Here is a 20787-nt window from a genome sequence, read left to right as displayed (position 1 = left end):
CACCCGCGGAAGCCGGCTCAGTCGAGCTTGCGTGCCTGCCGCACGTATTTCGTGCCCAGCAGCACATCCCACAGCGACGAAGTCACCCCGAAGTTGCTCTCCGGATGATAGTGGTGCACGTGATGTGCGCCGGCCCAGCGCCGCAGCAGTGGTTGCTTGAAGCGCACATGGTGGATCACGAAGTGGCTCAGTCCGTACAGGATGTAGCCCAGCGTGATCGCGCTGGCCAGCAGCAGGGCGAAGCCGGTCGGCATGATCAGCACGAACAGCCCGGCCAGCATCAGCAGCACGACCGGTGGCAGGAAGAACGGCAGCGAGTCGTAGCCCAGTGGCCGGGCGTGATGCAGGTCGTGGCCCTGGGTGAACAGCGGGATGCGGGTGTGGAACATCCAGCGATGGAAGAAATACTCGATGAAGCTGAAGGCGAACAGGCCAAGCCCCAGTGCCAGCATGGCCGTCAGCGCGCCACCGGTATGTCTTTGCCAGCCGACCAGCAGCAGCACCAGCCACAACATGCCGTCCACCGCGACTTCGGCCCAGTAGTTGGTCCGCGTCGAGGACATCCTCACGATGGCGTCCACGCCAGCGCGCCAAAGGCTTTGATTGGTCAGTCGCTGCATTGTTCCATTGCCACGCGGTGGTACGCCGGAAGGAGGCGTCATCGGTCATTGTCCCATGTTGTCACGCCTAATTCACGACCACGGGTCCTACTGCCGGGCTTTTATTCAGTATCGGCGGCGACAGGCGGGGATTCCATTCAGTGGGACAGCGCGAAACCGGTCAGGATTTGCGCCGTCTGCTCGGGCTTTTCCAGCATCGGCATGTGATTGCAGCCATTGATGGTGCTGGTGCTGATCGCGCTGGAGGCACTCAGGCCGTTGCGCAGGCTGTCCAGCGCGGAGATGTCGACGATGCGGTCATCGTGGCACCACAGGCCCAGCACCGGCATGGTCAGCTGGCCCAGGCGGTTCTGCACGGCAAGATATTGCGACGGCTCGCGCAGTGCGTTGAAACCGGTTTCGATGAACGCGTGGTCGCGCTGGTTGCGCTTCACCAGGGCGTCGACGAAGCGGCCGGGCAGGTCCAGCGGCTGCTCGAAGGCCAGCGAGGTGGCGCGTTCGAAGCCGGCCCGATCGTCATAGATGAACGGGTTCTTGCCCGCCAGTGCCGCGCGGTCGAACGCATTGGGCGTGGCCTTGAGGCCGAACGAGTCGACCAGCGCCAGTCCGGCCACCTGCTCTGGATGTTCGCTTGCGTAGACCGCGGCAATCGCGCCGCCCATCGAGTGGCCGACCAGCACGAAGCGTTGCAGCCCCAAGGTCTTGACGAAGCTGTCCAGCCGCGCCGCCTGGGCGTCGACGTTGTAGCTGGCGCCGCTGTTGCGCGAGGAGTCGCCCCAGCCGGGCAGGTCGGGGATGATCAGGTGGAAATGCGGGGTGAGCAGCTTGGCGGTCTTCAGCCATACGCTGCGGTCCGCGTCAAAGCCATGCAGCAGCACGATGGTCGGACCCTCGCCGCCCTCGTCGTAGACCCAGCGCGTATCGCCGGCCTGCACCGCATGCTGCTCCAGGTGGGCGGCCATCGCCTCGCGCTTGATGTTCGCCTGCAGCAACCACTGCGGTGCGAACAGGTAACTGCCGCCCAGCACGATCACCAGTAATGCGACCAGCCACGCCAGGAATTTCAGCCGGCGCAACAGCATGCGTTTCCACAGTGGCGAGGTGGGGTTTGTCGATGGCTGCATGGTGGTTTTTCGTCAGTTGGCGAGTGCGAATGCTCCCTCCCCTGCATCGCAGGGGAGGGGCCTTGATTACTTCTTCTTCGCCTTGGCGATGATGCCTTCGACCACCTGCTGGGTCAGCGGGTGGTAGCCGTCCTTCGCCTTCGCATAGACCTGCTCGGCAAAGGCCAGGCCTTCCGGCGTTTTCACCAGCGCCTTGTACAGCGGCGTGGTCAGATACAGCCGGCCGATGCGAGTCATGTGTTCTTCCGCGGCCGGCCACACCGCCTTGTCGCCGGCGGCGATCGCGTGGCTGTACCAGCGCATGCCGATCTCCGCGTTCGGCGTGCCGGTGAGATGCCAGGCGGCATCGAGCTGCTGCATCCGCGCCAGCGGTGGTGCGTCGGGCAGGCGGTCGAGGAAGTACATCCATTCCTGCGTGTTCCAGTCCTTCGCGTCGAGTTTGTCCGCGTCGAGTTTGCCGGCGAGGAAATCGGTGCGTTCCTGGTCGATCGCGTTGAAGCGCGGCGAGTCGGGCAGCGGCGCATCCTTTGGAATGCCTTCACCGTAGACCCATGCCTTCACTTCGTCCCAGCGCATCTTGCCGGGATATTTCTCGATCAGGTTCGGCTTCATGTAGTCGAGCATCTGCTCGGTGGTGATGCTGTGCCAGGCGAAGTGGGCGAAGTAGCCCTTGAGGTAGTCGTCGAAATTCGCGCGGCCGAAACGCTGTTCCAGCGTGCGCAGGAACCACGAGCCCTTGTCGTAGGCCACGTCGGACAGCGAGTCGTCGGCGCCCACGCCGCGCGGATCGGGCGCCAGCTTCTGCGAGTTGGCCGGCATCGCGCCGATGCTCTTCTGCAGCGCACGGGCCGACAGCAGCGCCTCCTCGTCGGCCAGCGGCTTGCCGTACACCGCTTCGGTGATGCGGCCCTGCACGTAGGTGGTGAAGCCTTCATTGAGCCAGATGTCGCGCCACGCGGCGCTGGTCACCAGGTTGCCCGACCACGAATGCGCCAGCTCATGCGAGACCAGCGAGACCAGGCTCTTGTCGCCGACCAGCACGGTGGGCGTGGCGAAGGTCATGTTCGGGTTTTCCATGCCGCCATACGGGAACGATGGCGGCAGCACCAGGATGTCGTAGCGGCCCCAGGCGTACGGGCCGTACAGCTGCTCGGTGGTGGCGATCAGCTTCTCGGTGTCCTCGAACTCGTGCGCGGCCTTGGCGACCACCGACGGCTCGGCGTAGACGGCCGAACGCGGTCCGGTTTCCTTCACCGCGATGTCGCCGGCGGCAATCGCCAGCAGGTAGGACGGGATCGGATGCGGCTGGTCGAAGCTGAAGTCGCCATCCAGCGGATGCTGCGCGTCGTTGATCGCGCTCATCACCACGCGCACGTCCTTCGGCGCGCTGACGCGCGCGTCGTAGGTGAAGCGGATCGCCGGCGAATCCTGCAGCGGCACCCACGAACGGGCGTGGATCGATTCGGACTGCGAGAACATGAAGGGCAGCTTCTTGTCGGCGGTCTGCGCCGGGGTCAGCCACTGCAGACCCGAAGCAGCCGGCGCGGTGGTGTAGACGATGCGCACCTGCGTCGGGTGCTTCGGCGTGGCGATGGTCAGCTTGCTGCCCAGCTGCTTGTCGCGCGGTGCCAGCGCATATTTCAGCGGCGTGGTCTTGCCGTCGGCACCCAGCGCCTCGACCTTGGCGATCTTCAGGTCGCGCGTGTCCAGCACCAGCGCCTGCGCCTGCGGATTCTTCCAGTCCAGCTTCAGCGTGGCCTGGCCATCCAGCTGCTTGTGCGGGAAGTCGATCGTGAGGGCGAGATCCAGATGGGTCACGCGCACCTGGTCGGGCTGGGCGTAGGAATTCGGGTCGCCGGCGTGGGCGGCCAGCGGCAATATCAGCGTACTGAAGGCAAGGGCGGGGAGCAGGCGCATGGGGAACTCTCGGGCCGGAAAACCCCGAGTATGCCATTGCCCCCGTTGCGGCTGCCCGTGGCGGAAGCCGGGTTTACGGCAGTTCCCTGCTCGAGTGCGGATCGGTCGCGTAGGGATGCATGGTGGCGAGAAAGCCCGCTTGCGCTTCGACTCGCGCGATCCACGCCCGGAAATTCGGCCGGGCCTCCAGCGAAAGTCCGGCTTCCTCGGCGCGACTGGCGTAGGCGAACAAGGCCATGTCGGCGATGGTGTAGCGGTCGCCGGCGATGAATGCCCGTGTCGACAGTTCGCTTTCCAGGATGCCCAGTGATCGCGTCGCCGACTGGCGCTTGGCTTCGATCACTTCCGGCGAGCGCCGTGCCAGCTTGCCGGTCATCGTCCAGTGGCGCAGCGAGCCGATCACCGCTTCCACCCGCTCCTGTTCGAAATGCAGCCACTGCTGCACCTTGGCGCGGTCGAACGGATCGCTGGGCAGATACCGCGTGCCGTCGGCGAGATAGGCGAGGATCGCGTTCGATTCGGCCAGTACGCGACGGTCCTCCAACTGGATTGCCGGCACGGTGCCGGTGGGGTTGATGCGCCGGAACGCCGCGGTCTGGCCTTCGCCCTCGAAGATGCTGATCGGTACCGTGCGATACGGCCGGCCCAGATGATTCAGCAGCAGGCGCACCTTCCACGCGTTCTGCGAAGGCGGGTAGTCGAACAGCGTCAGCATGGCCGGCATTCCTGTAGAAGTTGAAGTGCAGTGTCGAAGGCGCACCCGTTGCAAGCCATCCGATTCTTGCGCTGGTTTGTCCTCGCCGCTGATGGCCGCTGATGGCCGCTGGTGGTTTCCAGCAGGGGAGGCATGGGCTGCACGCTCCACCCAGCCATCACGCGCATCTCGCCATGCTGGGCCGTCCATGTCACGAACCGAACCTGATGCGCACATTGCCCGCACCCATGCGTCGACTGCTGTGGCTGTCGGGCGTGCTGTATGTGCTGTACCTGATCGCCGGCAACGTCTTTCTCAACAGTCCGCTTGCTCCGGCCGAGGTCAACCGCAAGCCACAGGTCTTCCACGCGCAGTGGGCATGGGCATGGACGCTGTGGCCGGGGCAGATTCACGCGCATGATCTGCGCCTGCACGGGCAGGCGCGCCAATTGCTGTGGAGCGCGCAGGGCGATGCAGCGAGCGGCCGCATCATGCTGTGGCCGCTGCTGCGGCACCAACTGCGTTTCGGCGTGGTGCGCACCACGGCGGTGAGCCTGGAAATCCAGCCGACCCGTGTCGATCTCAAGCCGCCACCATGGCGCAGCGATGCCTGGCGCATCACGGTCGATCGGGTCAGCACGACATCGCTGCGGCAAGTGCGCATGGGCGATCTGGTGGCCGACGGGGGTGGCGAGGCCGAGCTCGGCTTCACCCACCAGTTGCGCGGCGGTTCGACGACCATTTTCCCCTCACGCGTGCTGATGCCGAAAGCGCGTGTGCACTATCGGCACCTGGAACTGCTGCACGACGCCAGGCTTGATGTCCAGTTTGCGTTCGATCCCTTTACCCACGAGCAGCCGCCGGGTTGGCAGAAGATCGCGCGGGCGCACATCCATGTCATCGCGGAGGGCGCAACGCCGACCATCGCGCTGGGGGCCGACCAGGCCGGCGCGACGGCGGTCCGACTGTCGTCGCTGACCGGCCATCTCAGTACCGACTTCCTGCTCGATCACGGCACGCTGGCGCCGGGTGGACGCCTGCAATGGAACGCACCGGTGGCGATCACCGATGCCGATGGCACCCAGCAACAACGTCGCGGTCAGCTCGATCTTGCCGTGCTGGCCGATGCGCTGATGATCGATGCGCGCATTCCGCCACCCCCGGGTAGCGGCAGCGCCACGGCACTGAACCAGCTGAAAGCGCATCTGCAGTTCGCCAGCCGGCAACTGTTGCCGCGGCCGTCGACTGCCGAGGCGTTGCGGATGCTTTCTGGCACCGCCGAGGCGCGCTGGCATTTCGCCTCGCTGCGCTGGCTGGCGCCGCTGACGCAGTCCAGACCCTGGCTGCACTTGAATGGCGCGGGCGACATCGTCGGCGCCGTGCAGATCGAGGCGGGTCGGCTGCTGCCCGGCAGCCACGTCGACGTGCCGCAGGCATCGCTGGTGGCGGACCTGCTCGACAACGTGTTCACCGGCAGCACGCGTGCGCAAGCGCGCGTGCTGGCCGGCAAGGACGCTGCGCACACCGTGGTGGAGATGATGGCGGATCGCTTCACGCTGGCGCCGCGCAACTCGCCCGGACAGGCCTATCTGCATGGGCATGCTTTGCAGGTGGCGCTGCAGTCATCCGCCGACCTTGCGAGCATCGGCCGCGACTTCATGGCCCGCCTGCATTTCGCCGACGCCGAGGTTCCCGACCTGCGTGCCTACAACCATTACCTGCCGGGCAAGAGCCTGTATTTCGTGCAGGGCAGCGGAAAAATGAGCGCGGAATTCACCCTCGATGGCAAGGGTGACGTGAGTGACGGCCGCATGCAGATGAGCAGCGCCTCGGCGCGACTGGCGCTGGGTGTGTCGCGTCTTGCCGGCAGGCTCAGCATGGATACGAGGCTGGATCACGCCACCCGCGATGGCCACAGTTTCAATCTCAACGCCTTCACGCTGGCGCTCGATGGCGTGCGCGTCGAAGGCTCCAGCGCGCCGCCGTGGTGGGTCAAGGCCACCTTGAAAAATGGCCATCTGGACTGGGATCGCCCCATGCGCGTGCGTGGCAGCGCCACGCTGGTGATGAAGGACGTCAGCCTGCTGCTGTCGCTGTTCGCCGATCGCAGCGCATTTCCCAAATGGATCGCCAACGTGATCAACGACGGCCAGGCCACCGCGCACGTGGAACTTGAAGCGCAGCGCGGTGACTTCATCCTCGATCATCTGGTGGCCAGCAACCGGCGCGTCGACCTGTTCGCGCATCTGCGCGTGAGCGACGGCAAACCCAGTGGCGATCTCTACGCACGCTGGGGCGTGCTGGGCCTGGGCGTGGAACTGGTCGACGGCAAGCGCCACTTCCATCTGCTGCATGCCCAGCGCTGGTATCAGGCGCAGCCGGATCTGCTTCCGGCCGAGGCGACCTCGGCTCGCTGAGCGTGCACGATCTTGTCTATGCGTAGCGATCGGCCAGCCGGTCCGTCGCCTGCACCAGCTGGTCGACGATGGCCGGGTCGGCGGCGCTGTGGCCGGCCAGCACCACGTGCAGCTTCGCTTCGGGCCAGGCCTGGCTGAGATCGTACGCGCTGGCCATCGGGCAGATGATGTCGTAGCGGCCGTGCACGATGGTGGCGGGAATGTGGCGGATGCGCTCGATGTCGCGCAGCAACTGGTTTGGTTCAAGGAAGATGGCATGGCGGAAGTAGTGCGCTTCCATCACGGCCAGGCTGACCGCCTTGTGCGGGTCCTCGAAATCGCCGCCACCGTCGGGATCGTGCAGCAGGGTGGTGCTGCCACCTTCCCATGCGCTCCATGCCTGCGCCGCCGCCAGCCGGGTCGCCTCGTCATTGCTGGTCAGGCGGCGCCAGTAGGCGTCCAGCATCGAGTCGCGCTCGACCTCGGGGATGAAGTCGCGGAAGCGTGCCCAGCGTTCGGGGAAGATCCGCGAGGCACCGCCGTCGACTTCGTTGAACCAGCGCAGCTCGGGCTCGCGGCCGAGGAAGATGCCGCGCAGCACCAGGCCGAGCACGCGTTGCGGATGCGTCTGCGCGTAAGCCAGCGCCAGCGTGGAGCCCCACGAACCGCCGAACACCACCCAGCGCTCGATGCCCAGCTGCGCGCGGATCGTCTCGATGTCGGCGACCAGGTGCCAGGTGGTGTTGTCGGTGAGTTCGGCGAACGGAGTGGACTGGCCGGCGCCGCGCTGGTCGAACAGCACGATGCGGTAGCGCGCCGGATCGAAGAAACGGCGGTGATAGGCGGACAGCCCGGCGCCGGGTCCGCCGTGCAGGAACACCACCGGCAGGCCGTCAGGGTTGCCACATTCCTCGACGTGCAGGGTGTGGATCGGGTCGACGGCGAGGCGATGGGTCTGGTAGGGCTGGATGTCGGGGTAGAAGTCGCGCATGGTGATCCTCGTGATTTTTAGCTCCTCCCCCTGCTTGCAGGGGGAGGTTGGGAGGGGGTGAGGCTTTTGACTTTCAAATATTCGGATCAAGAGCGACCCCAACCCAGCTCTCCCCTGCGAGCAGGGGAGAGAGTGATTAAGCGTCGAACTGCAGGGCGTTGGTGAGGTCGCCGGGTGGCGGGCCGCCGGCGGCGATCATCGAGGCGTCGCGAAGTTTCAGGCCGGGCAATTGCTTCAGGCCGAAGCGGCGGGTGATGAAGCGCAGGATCGAGCCGGTGTCGTAGACGGTGTGGTCGACGAAACCCTTCTTCGCGTGTGGCGACACGATGATCGCCGGAATGCGCGAGCCCGGTCCCCAGCGATCGCCCTTCGGTGGCGCCACGTGATCCCACCAGCCGCCGTTCTCGTCGACGGTGATCACCACCAGCATGTTCGGCCATAGCGGGCTGGCCTGCAGCGCTTCGACCACTTGCGCCAGGTGCTCGTCGCCGGCGTCGACACTGGCGTAGCCAGCATGCATGTTGAGGTCGCCCTGCGGCTTGTAGAACGTCACCGGCGGCAGCGTGCCGGCCTTGACCGCGGCGAGGAAGTGGTTGCTGTCGGCGCTGCTGCCGATACCGGCGTCGCGCAGATGCTGCGCACGGGCGGGTGTGCCCGGCGCGAAACTGCGGAAATAGTTGAACGGCTGATGATGGATCTGGAAGTTCGGTATTTCCGGGAAGGCCTGGTGATCGCCATCGCCATGGCCGTCCAGCGCCAGTTGCCAGCCGCCGGCATACCAGGCCCAGTCGACGCCGGCCTCGGACAGCAGGTCGCCAATGCTGGCATGCCCTTGCGGCGGCAAGGTGTTGTGGCTGTCCAGGTCGGCAAGGCGCGGATCGTGCTTGTCGTGAGTGAACGCCGGTGCATAGGCTGGCCCCATCGTGTTGACTGCCCAGAAGTCCGGCGTGAGCGCATCGCGCGAGGCGAATTCCGGCCGGCCCTGCATTGCGCTTGGTGGCGAATCCTCGGCCATCACGCGCTGCAGGCCAGCCGGATCATCGCCCGCGACGGTGGCGATCTGGATCTTCGCCGGGTGCTGGTCGGCCTGTGGAAAGTACGGCGGCTGCGCGGCGACCAGGTAGTGATGGTTGAGGAAGGAGCCGCCGAACGCGCCCATGAAGAAGTTGTCGCACAGGGTGTACTGGCTGGCCAGCTGCCACAGGCGCAGGTTGGCCGCACTGTCCGCGTAGTGGCCCATGGTCATCGCGCCGGTATTGCCCCAGGCGACGAAGCCATCGTTCTTGCCACCGTTGATCTGCAGCTGGTTTTCGTAGAAGCGATGGATCAGGTCGCGGGTTATCACGCCGTGCGGCAGGGCATCGCCGTCCGGCGTGCGCAAGGCGAACGGGCGGTTGGGCAGGCCGGTGATCGCCTCTTCGCCGATCTGGTAGTGGCGCCCGTTGACGGTCTGTGCCCGGGGCGCCAGACCGCCCCAAACCGGCGGCAGGGTGGTGAACTCGCTGCCGTCGCGATCACGCTGGCGGTAGGCGGGCGAGTCGAGCGCCTGCAGCGGCTGCGCCAGCCCGGGAAAGCCGGCGAACAGATTGTTGAAGCTGCGGTTCTCGGCGTAGAGCACCACCACATGCTGGATGTGCTGCCGCAGCAGCGCGTCGAGTGCGGCATCGGATGCGGCCGTGGTGGCGCCTGCCGGGCGGTCGCCGGGCATCCGGCAACTGCCCAGGCCAAGTGCGGCGCCGGCCACGGCGAGGCCGCCCAGCAGGCGACGGCGCTGGGGATCGGCTGGCGCGTCGGTGGTGGCGGAGGGTGGCTGGCTGGTGGGCTTGTCGGTCATGGGATGGGTCGTCGGGGAAAGGGTTCAGTCGCGTGACATGGCGAGCGCGGCGTTCCACATCGCGCGGGTCAACGGGCGGTTCTCGTGGGGCGTCTGCAGCACGATCAGGGTGGTCGTGCTGTTGCTGGCACCGGTCTTGAGCAGGCGGTCGAGCACCGCTTCGAGGTGGCCGATCGACATCGCCACCACGTGCAGCAGGGCGGAATCCTCGCCGGCCAGGCGGCGGCATTCGAGCACCTCGGGGATGTCTTCCACCAGCGAGCCGATGCGCGCGCAGGTGATGCCGTCGCAGCGCAGCCGGATCATCGCGCTGATGCCGTAGCCGAGCCGCTTCGGGTTGACGCTGGCGCGGTAGCCGGTGATCACGCCGGCTTCCTCCAGCTGCTTTACCCGCTCGGCCACGGCCGGTGCGGACAGCCGCACCTTGCGGCCGAGTTCGGCGTAACCCAGGCGCGCGTCCTGCTGCAGGGCCTCCAGCAACTGCCAGTCCTTGCCGTCCAGTTCGAGCTTTGACTCCATGACTTTCGATTCCAAGGCAGGACCAGCCATCGATGGATTCGATCGCTGGCGAAACGGCGTGAAACGCTTCGGTGCATTATTCCTCGGCGCGACCGGCAAGACTAGGATGCGCACTTCCCCGTTTCAGGAATGCGTCCCATGGGTACCGTTGATCGTCTCGATGGCCGTGCGCTGCTGGCCATCGCGATTGCCCTGCTCACCTGGTCGTCGGCGTATGCCGCGATCGCCTATGCGTTGCCGTCGTTCACGCCCGGCGAGGTGGCGTTTGCGCGCTTGCTGATCGGCTCGCTGTGCTTTGCCGTGTTGCTGCGGGTGAGGCGGGCGCCGCTGCCGGCGCCGCGCGACTGGCCGCAGCTGGCCCTGCTCGGCGTACTCGGCCTCACCGTGTATCACCTGTGCCTGAATTATGCCGAGACGCGGATCGCCAGCGGCACCGCCTCGATCCTGATCTCGCTGGTGCCGGCCGCCACCGCGGCGGTCTCGGCGTTCTGGATCGGCGAGCGACTGACCCTGCGCACCTGGATCGGCCTGGCCCTGGCCCTGTTCGGCACGGTGCTGGTGGTGCTGGCGAGCGGACAGCGGGTGGAGGTGGATCCGCATGCCTTGCTGGTGCTGGTTTGCGTAGCCGTCTCGGCGATCTTCTTCGTCGGCCAGAAAGCACTGTTCGCGCGCAGCAGCATGGTCGGCGTCACCGCGTTTGCAATGTTCGCCGGCACGCTGGGCGCGCTGCCCTTCGGCTGGCATTTGCCGCAGGCGCTGGCGGCAGCGTCGTGGCCGCATATCGGCGCGCTGCTGTGGCTGGGCATTGCGCCGACCTTCATCGGCTATCTGGCCTGGAACATGGCGGTGCACCGTGCCTCGGCATCGCAGGTCAGCAGCTTCATCTACCTGTCGCCGCCGATCGCCCTGCTGATCGGCTGGCTGTGGTTGCACGAGGTGCCGAACGCGCTGATCCTGGCGGGTGGCGCGGTCACCATCGGTGGCGTGGTGCTGGCCAACGCGCGGCGACGGCCGGTGCCGGTCGTGCCGATCATCGAGACCTGCAAACAGCACTGACTGACCCGGGAGGTTGCGCCGCATGTATCAGCTGCACATCGCCAACAAGAACTATTCGTCGTGGTCGCTGCGGCCATGGCTGTTGCTCAGCGATCTGGGCATTCCGTTCGACGAACACCTGGTGACGTTCGCCCAGGGCAACGGCGCCAGCTGGCAGGCGTTTCGCGCATTCTCGCCGAACGGCAAGGTGCCGTGCCTGCACGATGGCGACCGCGTGGTGTGGGATTCGCTGGCCATCGCCGAGTACCTGGCCGAACGGCATGCGGACGTCTGGCCGTCTGCTCCGGATGCGCGCGCCTGGGCGCGCTGCGCCGCCGCGGAAATGCATTCGGGCTTTGCGGCGCTGCGCAATCAGTGCGGCATGAATTGCGGGCTGCGCATCCGTCTTGCCGAGCCGTTGCCGGCGGCGCTGCAGGCCGACATCGCCCGCATCGACGAATTGTGGAGCGAGGGGCTGGCCCGCTTCGGCGGGCCGTTCCTGGCCGGTGCGCGGTTCGGTGCCGTCGATGCCTTCTTCGCGCCGGTAGCCTTCCGCGTCCAGACGTACGGGTTGCGCCTGGGTGCAGCGGCAACCGATTACGTGCAACGGTTGCTGGCTTTGCACGGCATGCAGCGCTGGTATGCCGCCGCGTTGCAGGAGCGCTGGCGTGACGAAGAGCACGAGCGTGAAGCGCGCCAGTCGGGCAGTGTCCAGCAGGACTTGCGTGCCCCGGCCGACTGAGGCTTCCGCGCAGCTCGCCATGCCATGGCGGCCACGCCGGGTGGGCCATGCCGGTCAGTTCAAAGGCGTTACGCGAACGATTTCCGGATCATCGGCATGCTCCAGCAGCAGGCATTTCACGCGCTGCTGCCAGGCTTGCCCGAACGCGGCGCGCTGTTCCGGCGTGGCTAGCGGATCGAGCGCCGCGCCCAGCAGAGGGCGCAGATTGGCCGGCGCGGGGATCTTGCTCATGTCCAGTTCCACCGACACGCCTTTGCCGTTATCGCGTCGATGAACCTGCAAGCCGGCACCGCCCGCCGGCGTGGAAAATCGCAACAGCGATTGCCGCGCGAACTGACCGGCAATGCCGTGGAAGCCGTTGCCGGCGGCAGCGCCGGTGATCAGGGTGAACACCTGGGAGATCACGCCGTTGACGCCCTCGTCCTCCGCACCGGCCATCGCCACGGTGACGCCGCCGCGCTCGGCGGGGCCATCGGGGTAGAGCCAGCGCAGCGCGGCACGCGCCATCAGCCAGGCGCCGGCCACGGTGGGGCAGGAGTGGCCGGCCAGCCGCACGGCATCGATGTAGTGGTAGTCGATCAGGCCGTCGTCGGCGGCGCCAAGCAGCGCCGCCAGCGGATCGCGCAGGGTGATCGCCGGCACCTGATCGAAGAAGCTCGGGTAGCGCATCACTCGACCGGCAAGCCGCGGATGCCGAAGTCGATCACCACCGCCTCGGCATCGCGCTGGCGATAGGTCACGCTGAGATTGTCGCCGAGGCGCTCGCGCAACTGGGCGATCAGCGGGATCGGGTCGTGGTCGTTGACGAAGCGCATGGTCTCGCCCGAGCGCAGCGCGCCGATCGCGCCGAAGATCGCCGAGTGGCGGAAGCGGCGGGCCACCCCGCGTGCGTCGAAAAGGTGGGTGTTCTGTTCGGCAATGACATCGAGGGGCATGGGGTTGGGCCCACGGGGAAAGGGAGCCCAACATACGCCGCGCGTCGCGGCGAGCCGCTGATCTGGATCAGTCCGGATCGATCTTCGCGCTGCTAGAACTTGTACGCGCGGTGGATCGCCACGATGCCGTTGGTGAGGTTGCGCACCTCGACCCGGCCGAAGCCGGCGCGTTCCATCATGCCTTTCAGGGTCTGCTGGTCCGGGTGCTTGCGGATCGACTCGGCCAGGTACTGGTAACTGTCGGCGTCGCCGGCGAACAGCTGGCCGAGCTTGGGCAGGATCCTGAACGAGTGGAAGTCGTAGAGCTTGCTGAACAGTTCGCTCTGCACCCTGGAGAATTCCAGCACCAAGGCGCGACCACCGGGCTTCAGCACGCGGCAGATGTCAGCCAGTGCCTTGTCCTTGTCGGTGACGTTGCGCAGGCCGAAGGCCATCGTCACCGCGTCGAAGCTGTGGTCCGGAAACGGCAGCGCCTCGGCATTGAGCTGGGCCCAGCGCAGGCCGGAAACCAGGCCGCGGTCGGTCATGCGGTCGCGGCCGACGCCGAGCATCGCCGCGTTGATGTCGCCGACCACGATGTCGCCCTGTTCGCCGACGACGGGCTTCAGCAGCGCCGCGATGTCGCCGGTGCCGCCGGCCAGGTCGAGCACGCGGTCACCGCGGCGTACCCCGCTGATCGCCACGAAGTGGCGCTTCCACAAGCGGTGCACGCCGAACGACATCAGGTCGTTCATCAGGTCGTAGCTGCGCGCGACCGAGGTGAACACCTGGCCGACCAGCTTCTGCTTGTCGCCCACCGGCACGTCACGGAAACCGAAGTGGGTGGTCGATTCGGGCGGGGTCTTGGGCTGTTCGTTCATGGCGGGCAATGCTACAGGAACGCCGTTGTCAGGCGTCGGGCGGCGCGTCGCGGCGGTCGTCGCCGCTGCGTCGCTCGTGCTGGTGGTGCTCGGCATCGACGTGGCGCCGGTGCAGGTCGCTTGCCGAGGCGTCGTCCGGCAGCGCAGCGACCTGCGGCGCAGCCACTTCACCGGCATCGGCGTGATCGTCGCTGGCCGCTTCCTTGTCGCCGCCGGGGGTGATCTTCAGGATCGAGTGGCGCACCTCGCGCGAAAGGATCACCCGCGCATCGCGCACCATGCCTTCCAGTGCGCTGTCGTAGTCGAGCTTGCCGTCGGCATCGGTCCACACGATGCGACGCTCGCGCAGCTTCTGGATGAAGCCGCGGAACAACGCCTTGTCGAAGAACTCCGGCGCGCTCAGCTCATTGAGCAGGGACAGCCGCTGCGCGGTCAGCGTGCAGGCGTTTTCCAGTTCCCCGCCGCTCATCGTGTGCGGACCGTTCTTGGCCAGCGCGGCGATGGTGATGTAGTAACGCTCGAACGCCTGGATCAGGCTGCGTGCGATGACCTTGAGCTGGAACGCGCCATCGTCCTGGCCCGGGCTGCGCTCGAGGCTGCGGCCATCGTTGGTGCATTCGAGCAGGCCGCGGCGCACGAAGAAGTCGATGGTGGCCTCCAGCTGTTCCACGAAGCCGTCGGTATCCCACGGCAGGAACAGTTCGCCCTGGATGAACGGATAGATGATCCGGCCCAGCCGCAGCACCGAGGCGCGCGCCATGCGTCGGTTATTGAGGAAACAGCAGGCCACCCAGGCGGCGGTGGCGTTCAGATGCAGCACGTTGTTGCGGAAGTAGCTGAGCAGCACCGCCTGCTCGGCACCCACCGTGAGCACGTCGCCGAGCGGATGCTGCACGCGCTGGATCCAGGCCATCTGCTCGCCATAGGCGATGATCGCGGCGGGGTTCATCGGGGTCATCGTGACCCGATCCGAATAGGGCAATTCCTCCAGCATCGACTTGCTCAGTTCCAGCTGGGTCAGCAGGTCGCTTTCGGCCATCGCGTGTTTCGGCGTGGCCAGCAGCGCCAGCGCCAGCAGGTTGATCGGATTGACGTCGGCGGCGCGGTTGATGTTGATCTGGATCTGTTCGGCAAGGTGATCGGTGACACCATTGAGCCACTCCGGCTTGGCGTCGGGATCTGCGCCGGCGGTGCGCCAGTCGCTGCTGGCCGCGTCCAGCAGCGGGGTCAGCTCGATCGGTTCGCCGAAATTCAGCGCCACATGGCCATACCGCTGGCGCAGCACCTTGAGACCGCGCAGCAGGCCGATCAGCGACTCCTTCTCCTTGGCCTTGCCGCTCAGTTCGCCGGCGTAGGAGGCGCCTTCCATCAATTTCTCATAGCCGATGTAGACCGGCTGGAACAGCACCGGCCGGCGCGGTGCTCGCAGGAACGCGCGCACGGTCATCACCAGCATGCCGGCGCGCGGCGCCAGCAGGCGCCCGGTGCGCGAGCGGCCGCCTTCGATGAAGTACTCCATCGGCACGCCGCGATCGATCAGCTGTGCGACGTACTCGTTGAACACCACCGAATACAGTGCGTTGCCGCGGAAGCTGCGGCGCAGGAAGAACGCGCCACCGCGACGCAGGATCGGCCCGATCACCGGCAGGTTGAGGTTCACGCCCGCGGCGATGTGCGGCACCACCACGCCGGACACGTGCAGCTGGTAGCTCATCAGCAGGTAGTCGGTGTGGCTGCGGTGGCAGGGCACGTAGATCACTTCGTGACCGGGCGCCGCGGCGCGGGCCTTGTCGAAGTGGTGCATGGCGATGCCGTCGTACAGCTTGTTCCAGAAATTGCTGAGCAGGAACGAGGCCGAGCGCACCACCGGATGCGAATAGTCGGCGGCGATTTCCAGCAGCAGCTTGTGCGCCTTGCGCCAGGCCTTGGCGTGGCTGATCTTTTCCCTGGCGGCGGTGGAGGCAATCGCCGCGCGCACCGGTTCGGCGTTCAGCACGGCGTCGACCACGGTGCGCTTGTGTGAAAGATCCGGTCCGATCACCGCGGCGCGGATGCGATGGAAGTGGGTGCGCAGCACGCGGGCGACCTTGCGCGCGAAACGCTCCGGCGCAATCGTGCCGGACTCGTCCAGCATCTGCCGCAGCGACACCGGCGCGGAGAAGTGCACCACCGTGTCGCGTCCGTTCAGCAGCAGCGCCAGCAGGCGTCCGAAGCGGCCGACCATCACCCAGTTTTCCGAGAACAGCACGCGGAACCAGCCGCTGTCCCGACTGGGCGCGCGGCCGACGTAAATGGACACCGGCACGATCTGCACATCGAGTTCGGGCCGGCCCTCCAGCGAATGCACCAGCTGGCGCAGCGGCTCGCTGGCGGCGCGCTTGCGGTTGCGTCCGAAGATCCAGCCATCGCGGCGGGTCAGGGCGAACACCGAACGCCGCCGACGGGTGCCGGACAGGGCTTGCATCGGGCTGGGCAGGCCCGCCTCACGGCAGGCGCGCTGCAGGATCAGCGCGTCGGAGAAACCGTCGCGTTCGATCACGTAGCAGACCGGCGCACCCGCTTGCAGCAAGCTGGCCGGTTCGGCCGGATCGCGGCGGATTCGCACCCACGGCTGCAGCAACTGGCCGGCCAGGTTGAACCACCAGGGTGCGCTTGGGCGGGCCGGAGCGTCCGCGGTACTGATCATTTGCATCCGCCTATTCTAACGGTGGTCCGGATCAGTCTTTCGTTACGCGGTTGCCCGCCGCGACAGCCGCATCGGCGATGGCCGCCTGCTGCCGCAGTTGCTGGTGCGAACGGCGCGCATTCTGCAGCAGTTCATCGATGTACCAGCGGCCATGTTCTTCCACCAGTTTCGATTCGCTGGACAGTGGTTTGCCGAGCAAGGTGTAGTCGATCTTCACCACGGCGTGACCGTTGCTGCTGGACAGCCGGGTGAAGCGGACCGAATCCAGCGTCTGTTCGATCGGCAGTCCGTAGATGGCCAGCAGTTGCCTGAAACCGGCCCAGGCGGTGGCGTACCTGGCCATGGTGGCGTCGAAATCGAGGCTGTGCAGCTGGTCGGGGTCCTTCAGGTCGAGCTTGCGGGCGGTGGCCACGGCCACGCCGATCGCCTGTTTCGCGCGGGCCTGGTCGAACCACGGCGCCTGCTGCGCCCATGGCAGCAGGGTATCGAGCACGCTGCCGGCCTGGGCCTCGCGTGCCTCGTCGAGGGTCGGGTTCCGCGCGATCGAGCGCTTCAGGAACGCCTCGCCCACGCTGAGCAGCACGGGTACCTGGTCCTGGTACTGCTGTTTCAGTGCGGCCAGTTTCGGCTGCAGTTCGGCATCCAGCGCGTCTTCCGCGCCGGGCGCGGTCAGTTTCTGCATGGTCTCGATGAAGCGTGCGCGTTGCTCGGCGCTGGCCGGCTCGGCCTGCCGCTGCTGCAGCGCCCAATCCGCACGCAGGTTGGCGTAGTCGGCCGGCGGCAGCGCGTGCTTCCACAGGCCGTGGATGTCGCCGCGCTTGAGCAGGTCGACCGACGACTGCAGTGCCGCTTCCGGCGTGCTGCCGCCCGCCTGCGCGGGATCATCCTTGCCGTGGCAGCCGGCCAGCAGCAAGGTGGCGATCAGGGGCAGCAGGGCGTGACGCAAGGAAGGCAGGCGCATCGCATCGATACTCGCGGGAGGGCAGCGGACGCAGGCGTGGCGCCTGGCGGGTAAACAGGCAGGGTAAGGGCCGTGGCGCGGCCGAAACAAGGGCGCGCCCGGTTTTTTGCGAACCCATCAAAAGAAAACCCCGCGGGCTGAGGCCTCGCGGGGAAATCCGGCAGAGCCGGAAGGGAAATGGCCTTGCCTGCAAAGCTCTTGGTCAGCAGGTGTTGGCAGACGAGATCTTAACGACTCACGAAAGCTGAGGCAACACTTTTCTTTTGTGTTGTAAAATACTGATTTACATGAATTATTTAATTTGTGTGCAGGGCCTCGATCTTCTTCTGGCGGCGCAGCTCGGGCGCTGCCGACCAATCGTTGTCGAACAGCGCCGGCTCCCACGAGCCGTAGGTGGGATTGGGCAGCACGAACCAGCGGGTACCGATCCACGGCAGATAGTCGGCGACGGCGCGGCGCCGGCCGTCGAGCGTATTCAGCGACACGTCGACGAAATCGCCGATCTGGTCGCCGAACTGCATCAGCACCCGATAGTGCTGCGCGACCAGCTGGCGTCGGCAACCCTTTTCCGTGCCGGCCTGTTCGCAGCCATCGACCACGATACCGAGGCCCAGGAATGACTGCGGCCCGGCCACCGGCAGGCCCGCCTTGCGCAGGTTGGCCAGGGTGGCCTGATCCAGATCCTTGGCGCGATTGGAGATGTAGATCACCGCGATGCCGTGGCTGGCGGCAAACCGGGTGAACTCGACCGCGCCGGGCAGGGCGCGGGCGATTCCCTCGCGGCACCAGGCCGCCCATTCGGCTTCGTTGTATTCGCGGTTGCCCTGCACCATGCGCGCGGCGAACGGCGAGTTGTCCAGCACGGTTTCGTCGATGTCCAGGATCACCGCCGGCTTGAGGCCATGCAACGGCGTGGTGCGGTCGTTCCTGCCCAGCGCGTCCCAGCGGCTGTCATGCAGCGCGGCCAGCAGGCGCGACTGCGCGTCGCGATAGGTCTGCACAAAGATGAGATCGTGCTCGATCGCGTCTTGGCTCCATGCCACCGCATTGAGGTTGTCATTGGCGCCCGCCTGCGCCGCGGCGACCGGTGTTGCCGGTGCGGCGGGGCTGGCCACCGCAACGGGCCGTGGTGTGGTGGCGCAACCCGCCAGCAGGGTGAAGGCGAGCAGGGTCGAGGACAGACGCAGTGACATGGAGAATCCTTCGGCAAGACAAACAGAACGGGACGATCAGCAGAATGAACGGAGTCTACGACAGTCGCATGGCAGGGCTGGCAGCGATGGCGGCCTGCTGACAGACTGGCGATCTCCCCAGTCACGGTTCCGCCCCGCATGGATTCTTCCCTGCCCGCCTTGCGCGCGCCTTCGCCGGCCATCCGTTACGCGAGTTACCTGCTGGCTGCCGCCGCCTTGCTGATGGTGATCGAGATTCACCTGTTGCCCGCCCTGCTGGCCGGGCTGCTGGTGTTCGAGCTGGTGCAGACCATGGTGCCGCTGCTGGGGCAGCGCATCTCCGGCGACCGGGCGCGCATGGTGGTGGTGGCGGTGATCGGTGCGGTGGTGGTGGGCCTGCTGATCCTGCTGATCCTGGGCGCGATCAGCCTGTTCCACAACGAAGTCGGCAATCCGCAGCTGCTGTGGCAGCAGCAGTTGATGCCGCTGGTGGAGAAGGCACGCCAGCAGCTGCCGCCGATGCTGGTGAACAACCTGCCGGACAGCGTCGATGATTTGCGGGTCGGCGCGATCGAGCTGGCGCGCAAGCATGCCGGCACGTTGCAACTGGCCGGCAAGGGCGCGGTGCGCGTGTTCGTGCATATCATCATCGGCCTGGTGCTGGGCGCGATCGTGGCCCTCAGCCGCACCCGGCCAGCGCATCAGATGGGCCCGCTGTCCGCTGCGTTGAGCCTGCGCTGCCAGCGGCTGGCCGAGGCGTTCCACAACATCGTGTTCGCGCAGATCAAGATCTCGCTGATCAACACCGTGTTCACCGCGATCTTCCTGCTCGGCGTGCTGCCGCTGATGGGGATCCACGTGCCGCTGGCCAAGACCCTGGTAGTGGTGACCTTCGCGGTGGGCCTGCTGCCGGTGCTGGGCAACCTGATCTCGAACACCGCGATCGCCGTGGCGGGACTCTCGGTATCCCTGGGCGTGGGCATCGCGGCACTGGTGTTCCTGATCCTGATCCACAAGCTGGAGTACTTCCTCAATGCGCGCATCGTGGGCACGCAGATCCGCGCCCGCGCCTGGGAGCTGCTGGTGGCGATGCTGTTGATGGAAGCCGCCTTCGGCCTGCCCGGCGTGATCGCCGCACCGATCTACTACGCGTACCTGAAGAGCGAACTGGAAGCCGAGTCGTTGCTGTAGCACTGCCGCGGCAGTCGTCATCCGCACAAGGCTTGCTTCGGCCCGGACGCTATGTTGCACTCGGCGGCCGTCGCCGTGACGATGCCAGGGGGCCACCATCCGGTCATGCGTCTGCGCCATATCGAGCTGTTCCATGCCGTGCTCACCACCGGCAGCCTCACCGGTGCGGCTGACCTGCTGAATATTTCGCAGCCGGCGGCCAGCAAGGCCCTGCAACACGCCGAGCAGCAGCTCGGCTTCGCCCTGTTCAGTCGCGTGCGCGGACGCCTGCAGCCGACCGAGCAGGCGCTGCTGCTGCGCCACCGGGTCGACAGGATCATCCAGGAGCTGCACGACCTGCAGCGGCTCACCGCGAACATCGGCCGTCCGCAAAGTTATCCGTTGCGGGTGACCTGCACGCCGACCCTGGCGCAGGCACTGGTACCGGATGCGACCACCCTGCTGCGCAGGAGTTTTCCCGACACCACCGCGGAACTGTTCACCCAGCACTCGGCGGAAATGTGCGAATCGCTGATGCTGCACGAAGCCGACATCGGCCTGACCTTGCAGGATGCCGGCCATCAGGGCCTGCATCGGCAGCCGCTGTGCCATGGGCACGTGATGGTGATCGCGCCGCCGGGCTGGTGGCCGGTCGAGGAATTGACGCAGCCTCTGCCGGTCTCCGCGCTGGCCGACCAGCCGATGATCGGCATCGCGATGCAGGATGCGCTGGGGCGCATGTTGCAGAGCCACCTGATCCAGATCGAGCCGGCACCGCGAACCTCGGTCTGGGTTCAGACCTATCAGCTGGCTTACGCGCTGGTCGCGCAAGGCGAAGGGCTGGCCCTGGTCGATCCGTTCACCGCATCGCGCGGCGGCGCCGCCGTGGTGCAGACGCGCCCGTTGAAGCTGCAACTGGAGGTGGTGCTGTACGCGCTCTACCGCGTGGACAGTCCGCTGAATCCGGTGCAGAAGCAGTTCCTCGAACTGGTCAGCCAGCTGGCGCGGAACATGCTGGCGTCGCCGGCCTGACGAACACCGGCCCGCCCCCAAACCGGCCCGCACCGCGCTGGTGCACCCACAACCCTCGGTTATGCCAACTGCCGGTCTTTTCATTGGTGGCTTGCGCTG

18 protein-coding genes are annotated in these 20787 nt (G+C 66.6%); 5 read left to right on the top strand and 13 right to left on the bottom strand.

Annotated features, from left to right (window positions below; all coding sequences use genetic code 11):
- Positions 1-17: 17 nt before the first annotated feature.
- The 4 genes from ACQGNJ_RS16895 to ACQGNJ_RS16880 form a co-directional block, all read right to left on the bottom strand.
- A complete protein-coding gene (locus tag ACQGNJ_RS16895) occupies positions 18-563 on the bottom strand; it encodes a sterol desaturase family protein (RefSeq protein WP_426690676.1) in 546 nt (181 codons plus the stop codon).
- A 194-nt stretch (positions 564-757) separates the two neighbouring features.
- Positions 758-1702: an alpha/beta fold hydrolase gene (locus ACQGNJ_RS16890; RefSeq protein ID WP_426690675.1), complete on the bottom strand. Its 945-nt coding sequence runs from the start codon at positions 1700-1702 to the stop codon at positions 758-760.
- Positions 1703-1810: 108 nt separating this feature from the next.
- The gene (locus tag ACQGNJ_RS16885) at positions 1811-3661 is read right to left on the bottom strand and encodes a M1 family metallopeptidase (protein ID WP_426690408.1); all 1851 of its coding nucleotides are present in this window, start codon (positions 3659-3661) and stop codon (positions 1811-1813) included.
- Positions 3662-3734: 73 nt separating this feature from the next.
- Positions 3735-4376: a glutathione S-transferase family protein gene (locus ACQGNJ_RS16880; RefSeq protein WP_426690407.1), complete on the bottom strand. Its 642-nt coding sequence runs from the start codon at positions 4374-4376 to the stop codon at positions 3735-3737.
- Between the two features lie 206 nt (positions 4377-4582).
- Between ACQGNJ_RS16880 and ACQGNJ_RS16875 the strand changes: the two genes are divergently transcribed.
- The gene (locus ACQGNJ_RS16875) at positions 4583-6772 is read left to right on the top strand and encodes a hypothetical protein (RefSeq protein ID WP_426690406.1); all 2190 of its coding nucleotides are present in this window, start codon (positions 4583-4585) and stop codon (positions 6770-6772) included.
- A 16-nt stretch (positions 6773-6788) separates the two neighbouring features.
- Here ACQGNJ_RS16875 and pip read toward each other — a convergent pair whose 3' ends face one another.
- The 3 genes from pip to ACQGNJ_RS16860 form a co-directional block, all read right to left on the bottom strand.
- Positions 6789-7742, bottom strand: a complete 954-nt coding sequence (gene pip / locus ACQGNJ_RS16870; protein ID WP_426690405.1) for a prolyl aminopeptidase — start codon at positions 7740-7742, stop codon at positions 6789-6791.
- 136 nt (positions 7743-7878) lie between these two features.
- Positions 7879-9576 (bottom strand): acid phosphatase, encoded by a 1698-nt coding sequence (gene acpA / locus ACQGNJ_RS16865; RefSeq protein ID WP_426690404.1) that lies wholly within the window; start codon positions 9574-9576, stop codon positions 7879-7881.
- A 24-nt stretch (positions 9577-9600) separates the two neighbouring features.
- Positions 9601-10095 (bottom strand): Lrp/AsnC family transcriptional regulator, encoded by a 495-nt coding sequence (locus ACQGNJ_RS16860; protein WP_426690403.1) that lies wholly within the window; start codon positions 10093-10095, stop codon positions 9601-9603.
- 138 nt (positions 10096-10233) lie between these two features.
- Here ACQGNJ_RS16860 and ACQGNJ_RS16855 point away from each other — a divergent pair, with 138 nt between their 5' ends.
- Together ACQGNJ_RS16855 and ACQGNJ_RS16850 are read left to right on the top strand one after the other, a co-directional pair.
- On the top strand, positions 10234-11151 hold the full coding sequence (locus tag ACQGNJ_RS16855; protein WP_426690402.1) for a DMT family transporter: 918 nt from the start codon (positions 10234-10236) through the stop codon (positions 11149-11151).
- A 22-nt stretch (positions 11152-11173) separates the two neighbouring features.
- Complete coding sequence (locus tag ACQGNJ_RS16850; RefSeq protein WP_426690401.1) at positions 11174-11872, top strand: glutathione S-transferase family protein; 699 nt, start codon at positions 11174-11176, stop codon at positions 11870-11872.
- Positions 11873-11926: 54 nt separating this feature from the next.
- On the opposite strand, the gene ACQGNJ_RS16845 is transcribed toward ACQGNJ_RS16850, so the two are convergent.
- The 6 genes from ACQGNJ_RS16845 to ACQGNJ_RS16820 form a co-directional block, all read right to left on the bottom strand.
- Positions 11927-12541, bottom strand: a complete 615-nt coding sequence (locus ACQGNJ_RS16845) for an FmdE family protein (RefSeq protein ID WP_426690400.1) — start codon at positions 12539-12541, stop codon at positions 11927-11929.
- Positions 12541-12807: a DUF2249 domain-containing protein gene (locus ACQGNJ_RS16840; RefSeq protein WP_426690399.1), complete on the bottom strand. Its 267-nt coding sequence runs from the start codon at positions 12805-12807 to the stop codon at positions 12541-12543. Before ACQGNJ_RS16840 ends, ACQGNJ_RS16845 begins: the two co-directional genes overlap by 1 nt.
- A 92-nt stretch (positions 12808-12899) precedes the next feature.
- A complete protein-coding gene (gene ubiE / locus ACQGNJ_RS16835; protein WP_426690398.1) occupies positions 12900-13667 on the bottom strand; it encodes a bifunctional demethylmenaquinone methyltransferase/2-methoxy-6-polyprenyl-1,4-benzoquinol methylase UbiE in 768 nt (255 codons plus the stop codon).
- 28 nt (positions 13668-13695) lie between these two features.
- Entirely contained in the window at positions 13696-16353 is a 2658-nt protein-coding gene (gene plsB / locus ACQGNJ_RS16830) for a glycerol-3-phosphate 1-O-acyltransferase PlsB (RefSeq protein ID WP_426690397.1), read from the bottom strand.
- Positions 16354-16384: 31 nt separating this feature from the next.
- Entirely contained in the window at positions 16385-17314 is a 930-nt protein-coding gene (locus ACQGNJ_RS16825) for a hypothetical protein (protein ID WP_426690396.1), read from the bottom strand.
- 296 nt (positions 17315-17610) lie between these two features.
- Complete coding sequence (locus ACQGNJ_RS16820; protein ID WP_426690395.1) at positions 17611-18507, bottom strand: 5'-nucleotidase, lipoprotein e(P4) family; 897 nt, start codon at positions 18505-18507, stop codon at positions 17611-17613.
- Positions 18508-18645: 138 nt separating this feature from the next.
- On the opposite strand from ACQGNJ_RS16820, the gene ACQGNJ_RS16815 reads away from it, so the two are divergent.
- Positions 18646-19677, top strand: coding sequence for an AI-2E family transporter (locus ACQGNJ_RS16815; RefSeq protein ID WP_426690394.1), 1032 nt, complete (start codon positions 18646-18648; stop codon positions 19675-19677).
- 105 nt (positions 19678-19782) lie between these two features.
- Entirely contained in the window at positions 19783-20688 is a 906-nt protein-coding gene (locus ACQGNJ_RS16810; protein ID WP_426690393.1) for a LysR family transcriptional regulator, read from the top strand.
- Positions 20689-20787 lie beyond the last annotated feature (99 nt).

This window comes from Rhodanobacter ginsengiterrae, assembly GCF_050026815.1.
GTDB lineage: Bacteria > Pseudomonadota > Gammaproteobacteria > Xanthomonadales > Rhodanobacteraceae > Rhodanobacter > Rhodanobacter ginsengiterrae.
This window is presented reverse-complemented; position numbering and strand designations above follow the sequence as displayed.

What these genes read in the sequence shown, in the direction of transcription:
- ACQGNJ_RS16895 (WP_426690676.1), bottom strand. Translation starts at nt 563, where the DNA reads ATGTCCTCGACGCGGACCAACTACTGGGCCGAAGTCGCGGTGGACGGC.
- acpA (WP_426690404.1), bottom strand. Translation starts at nt 9,576, where the DNA reads ATGACCGACAAGCCCACCAGCCAGCCACCCTCCGCCACCACCGACGCG.
- ACQGNJ_RS16885 (WP_426690408.1), bottom strand. Translation starts at nt 3,661, where the DNA reads ATGCGCCTGCTCCCCGCCCTTGCCTTCAGTACGCTGATATTGCCGCTG.
- ACQGNJ_RS16845 (WP_426690400.1), bottom strand. Translation starts at nt 12,541, where the DNA reads ATGCGCTACCCGAGCTTCTTCGATCAGGTGCCGGCGATCACCCTGCGC.
- plsB (WP_426690397.1), bottom strand. Translation starts at nt 16,353, where the DNA reads ATGATCAGTACCGCGGACGCTCCGGCCCGCCCAAGCGCACCCTGGTGG.
- ACQGNJ_RS16875 (WP_426690406.1), top strand. Translation starts at nt 4,583, where the DNA reads ATGCGCACATTGCCCGCACCCATGCGTCGACTGCTGTGGCTGTCGGGC.
- ACQGNJ_RS16810 (WP_426690393.1), top strand. Translation starts at nt 19,783, where the DNA reads ATGCGTCTGCGCCATATCGAGCTGTTCCATGCCGTGCTCACCACCGGC.
- ACQGNJ_RS16825 (WP_426690396.1), bottom strand. Translation starts at nt 17,314, where the DNA reads ATGCGCCTGCCTTCCTTGCGTCACGCCCTGCTGCCCCTGATCGCCACC.
- ACQGNJ_RS16880 (WP_426690407.1), bottom strand. Translation starts at nt 4,376, where the DNA reads ATGCTGACGCTGTTCGACTACCCGCCTTCGCAGAACGCGTGGAAGGTG.
- ACQGNJ_RS16840 (WP_426690399.1), bottom strand. Translation starts at nt 12,807, where the DNA reads ATGCCCCTCGATGTCATTGCCGAACAGAACACCCACCTTTTCGACGCA.
- ACQGNJ_RS16820 (WP_426690395.1), bottom strand. Translation starts at nt 18,507, where the DNA reads ATGTCACTGCGTCTGTCCTCGACCCTGCTCGCCTTCACCCTGCTGGCG.
- ubiE (WP_426690398.1), bottom strand. Translation starts at nt 13,667, where the DNA reads ATGAACGAACAGCCCAAGACCCCGCCCGAATCGACCACCCACTTCGGT.
- ACQGNJ_RS16890 (WP_426690675.1), bottom strand. Translation starts at nt 1,702, where the DNA reads ATGCTGTTGCGCCGGCTGAAATTCCTGGCGTGGCTGGTCGCATTACTG.
- pip (WP_426690405.1), bottom strand. Translation starts at nt 7,742, where the DNA reads ATGCGCGACTTCTACCCCGACATCCAGCCCTACCAGACCCATCGCCTC.
- ACQGNJ_RS16815 (WP_426690394.1), top strand. Translation starts at nt 18,646, where the DNA reads ATGGATTCTTCCCTGCCCGCCTTGCGCGCGCCTTCGCCGGCCATCCGT.
- ACQGNJ_RS16855 (WP_426690402.1), top strand. Translation starts at nt 10,234, where the DNA reads ATGGGTACCGTTGATCGTCTCGATGGCCGTGCGCTGCTGGCCATCGCG.
- ACQGNJ_RS16860 (WP_426690403.1), bottom strand. Translation starts at nt 10,095, where the DNA reads ATGGAGTCAAAGCTCGAACTGGACGGCAAGGACTGGCAGTTGCTGGAG.
- ACQGNJ_RS16850 (WP_426690401.1), top strand. Translation starts at nt 11,174, where the DNA reads ATGTATCAGCTGCACATCGCCAACAAGAACTATTCGTCGTGGTCGCTG.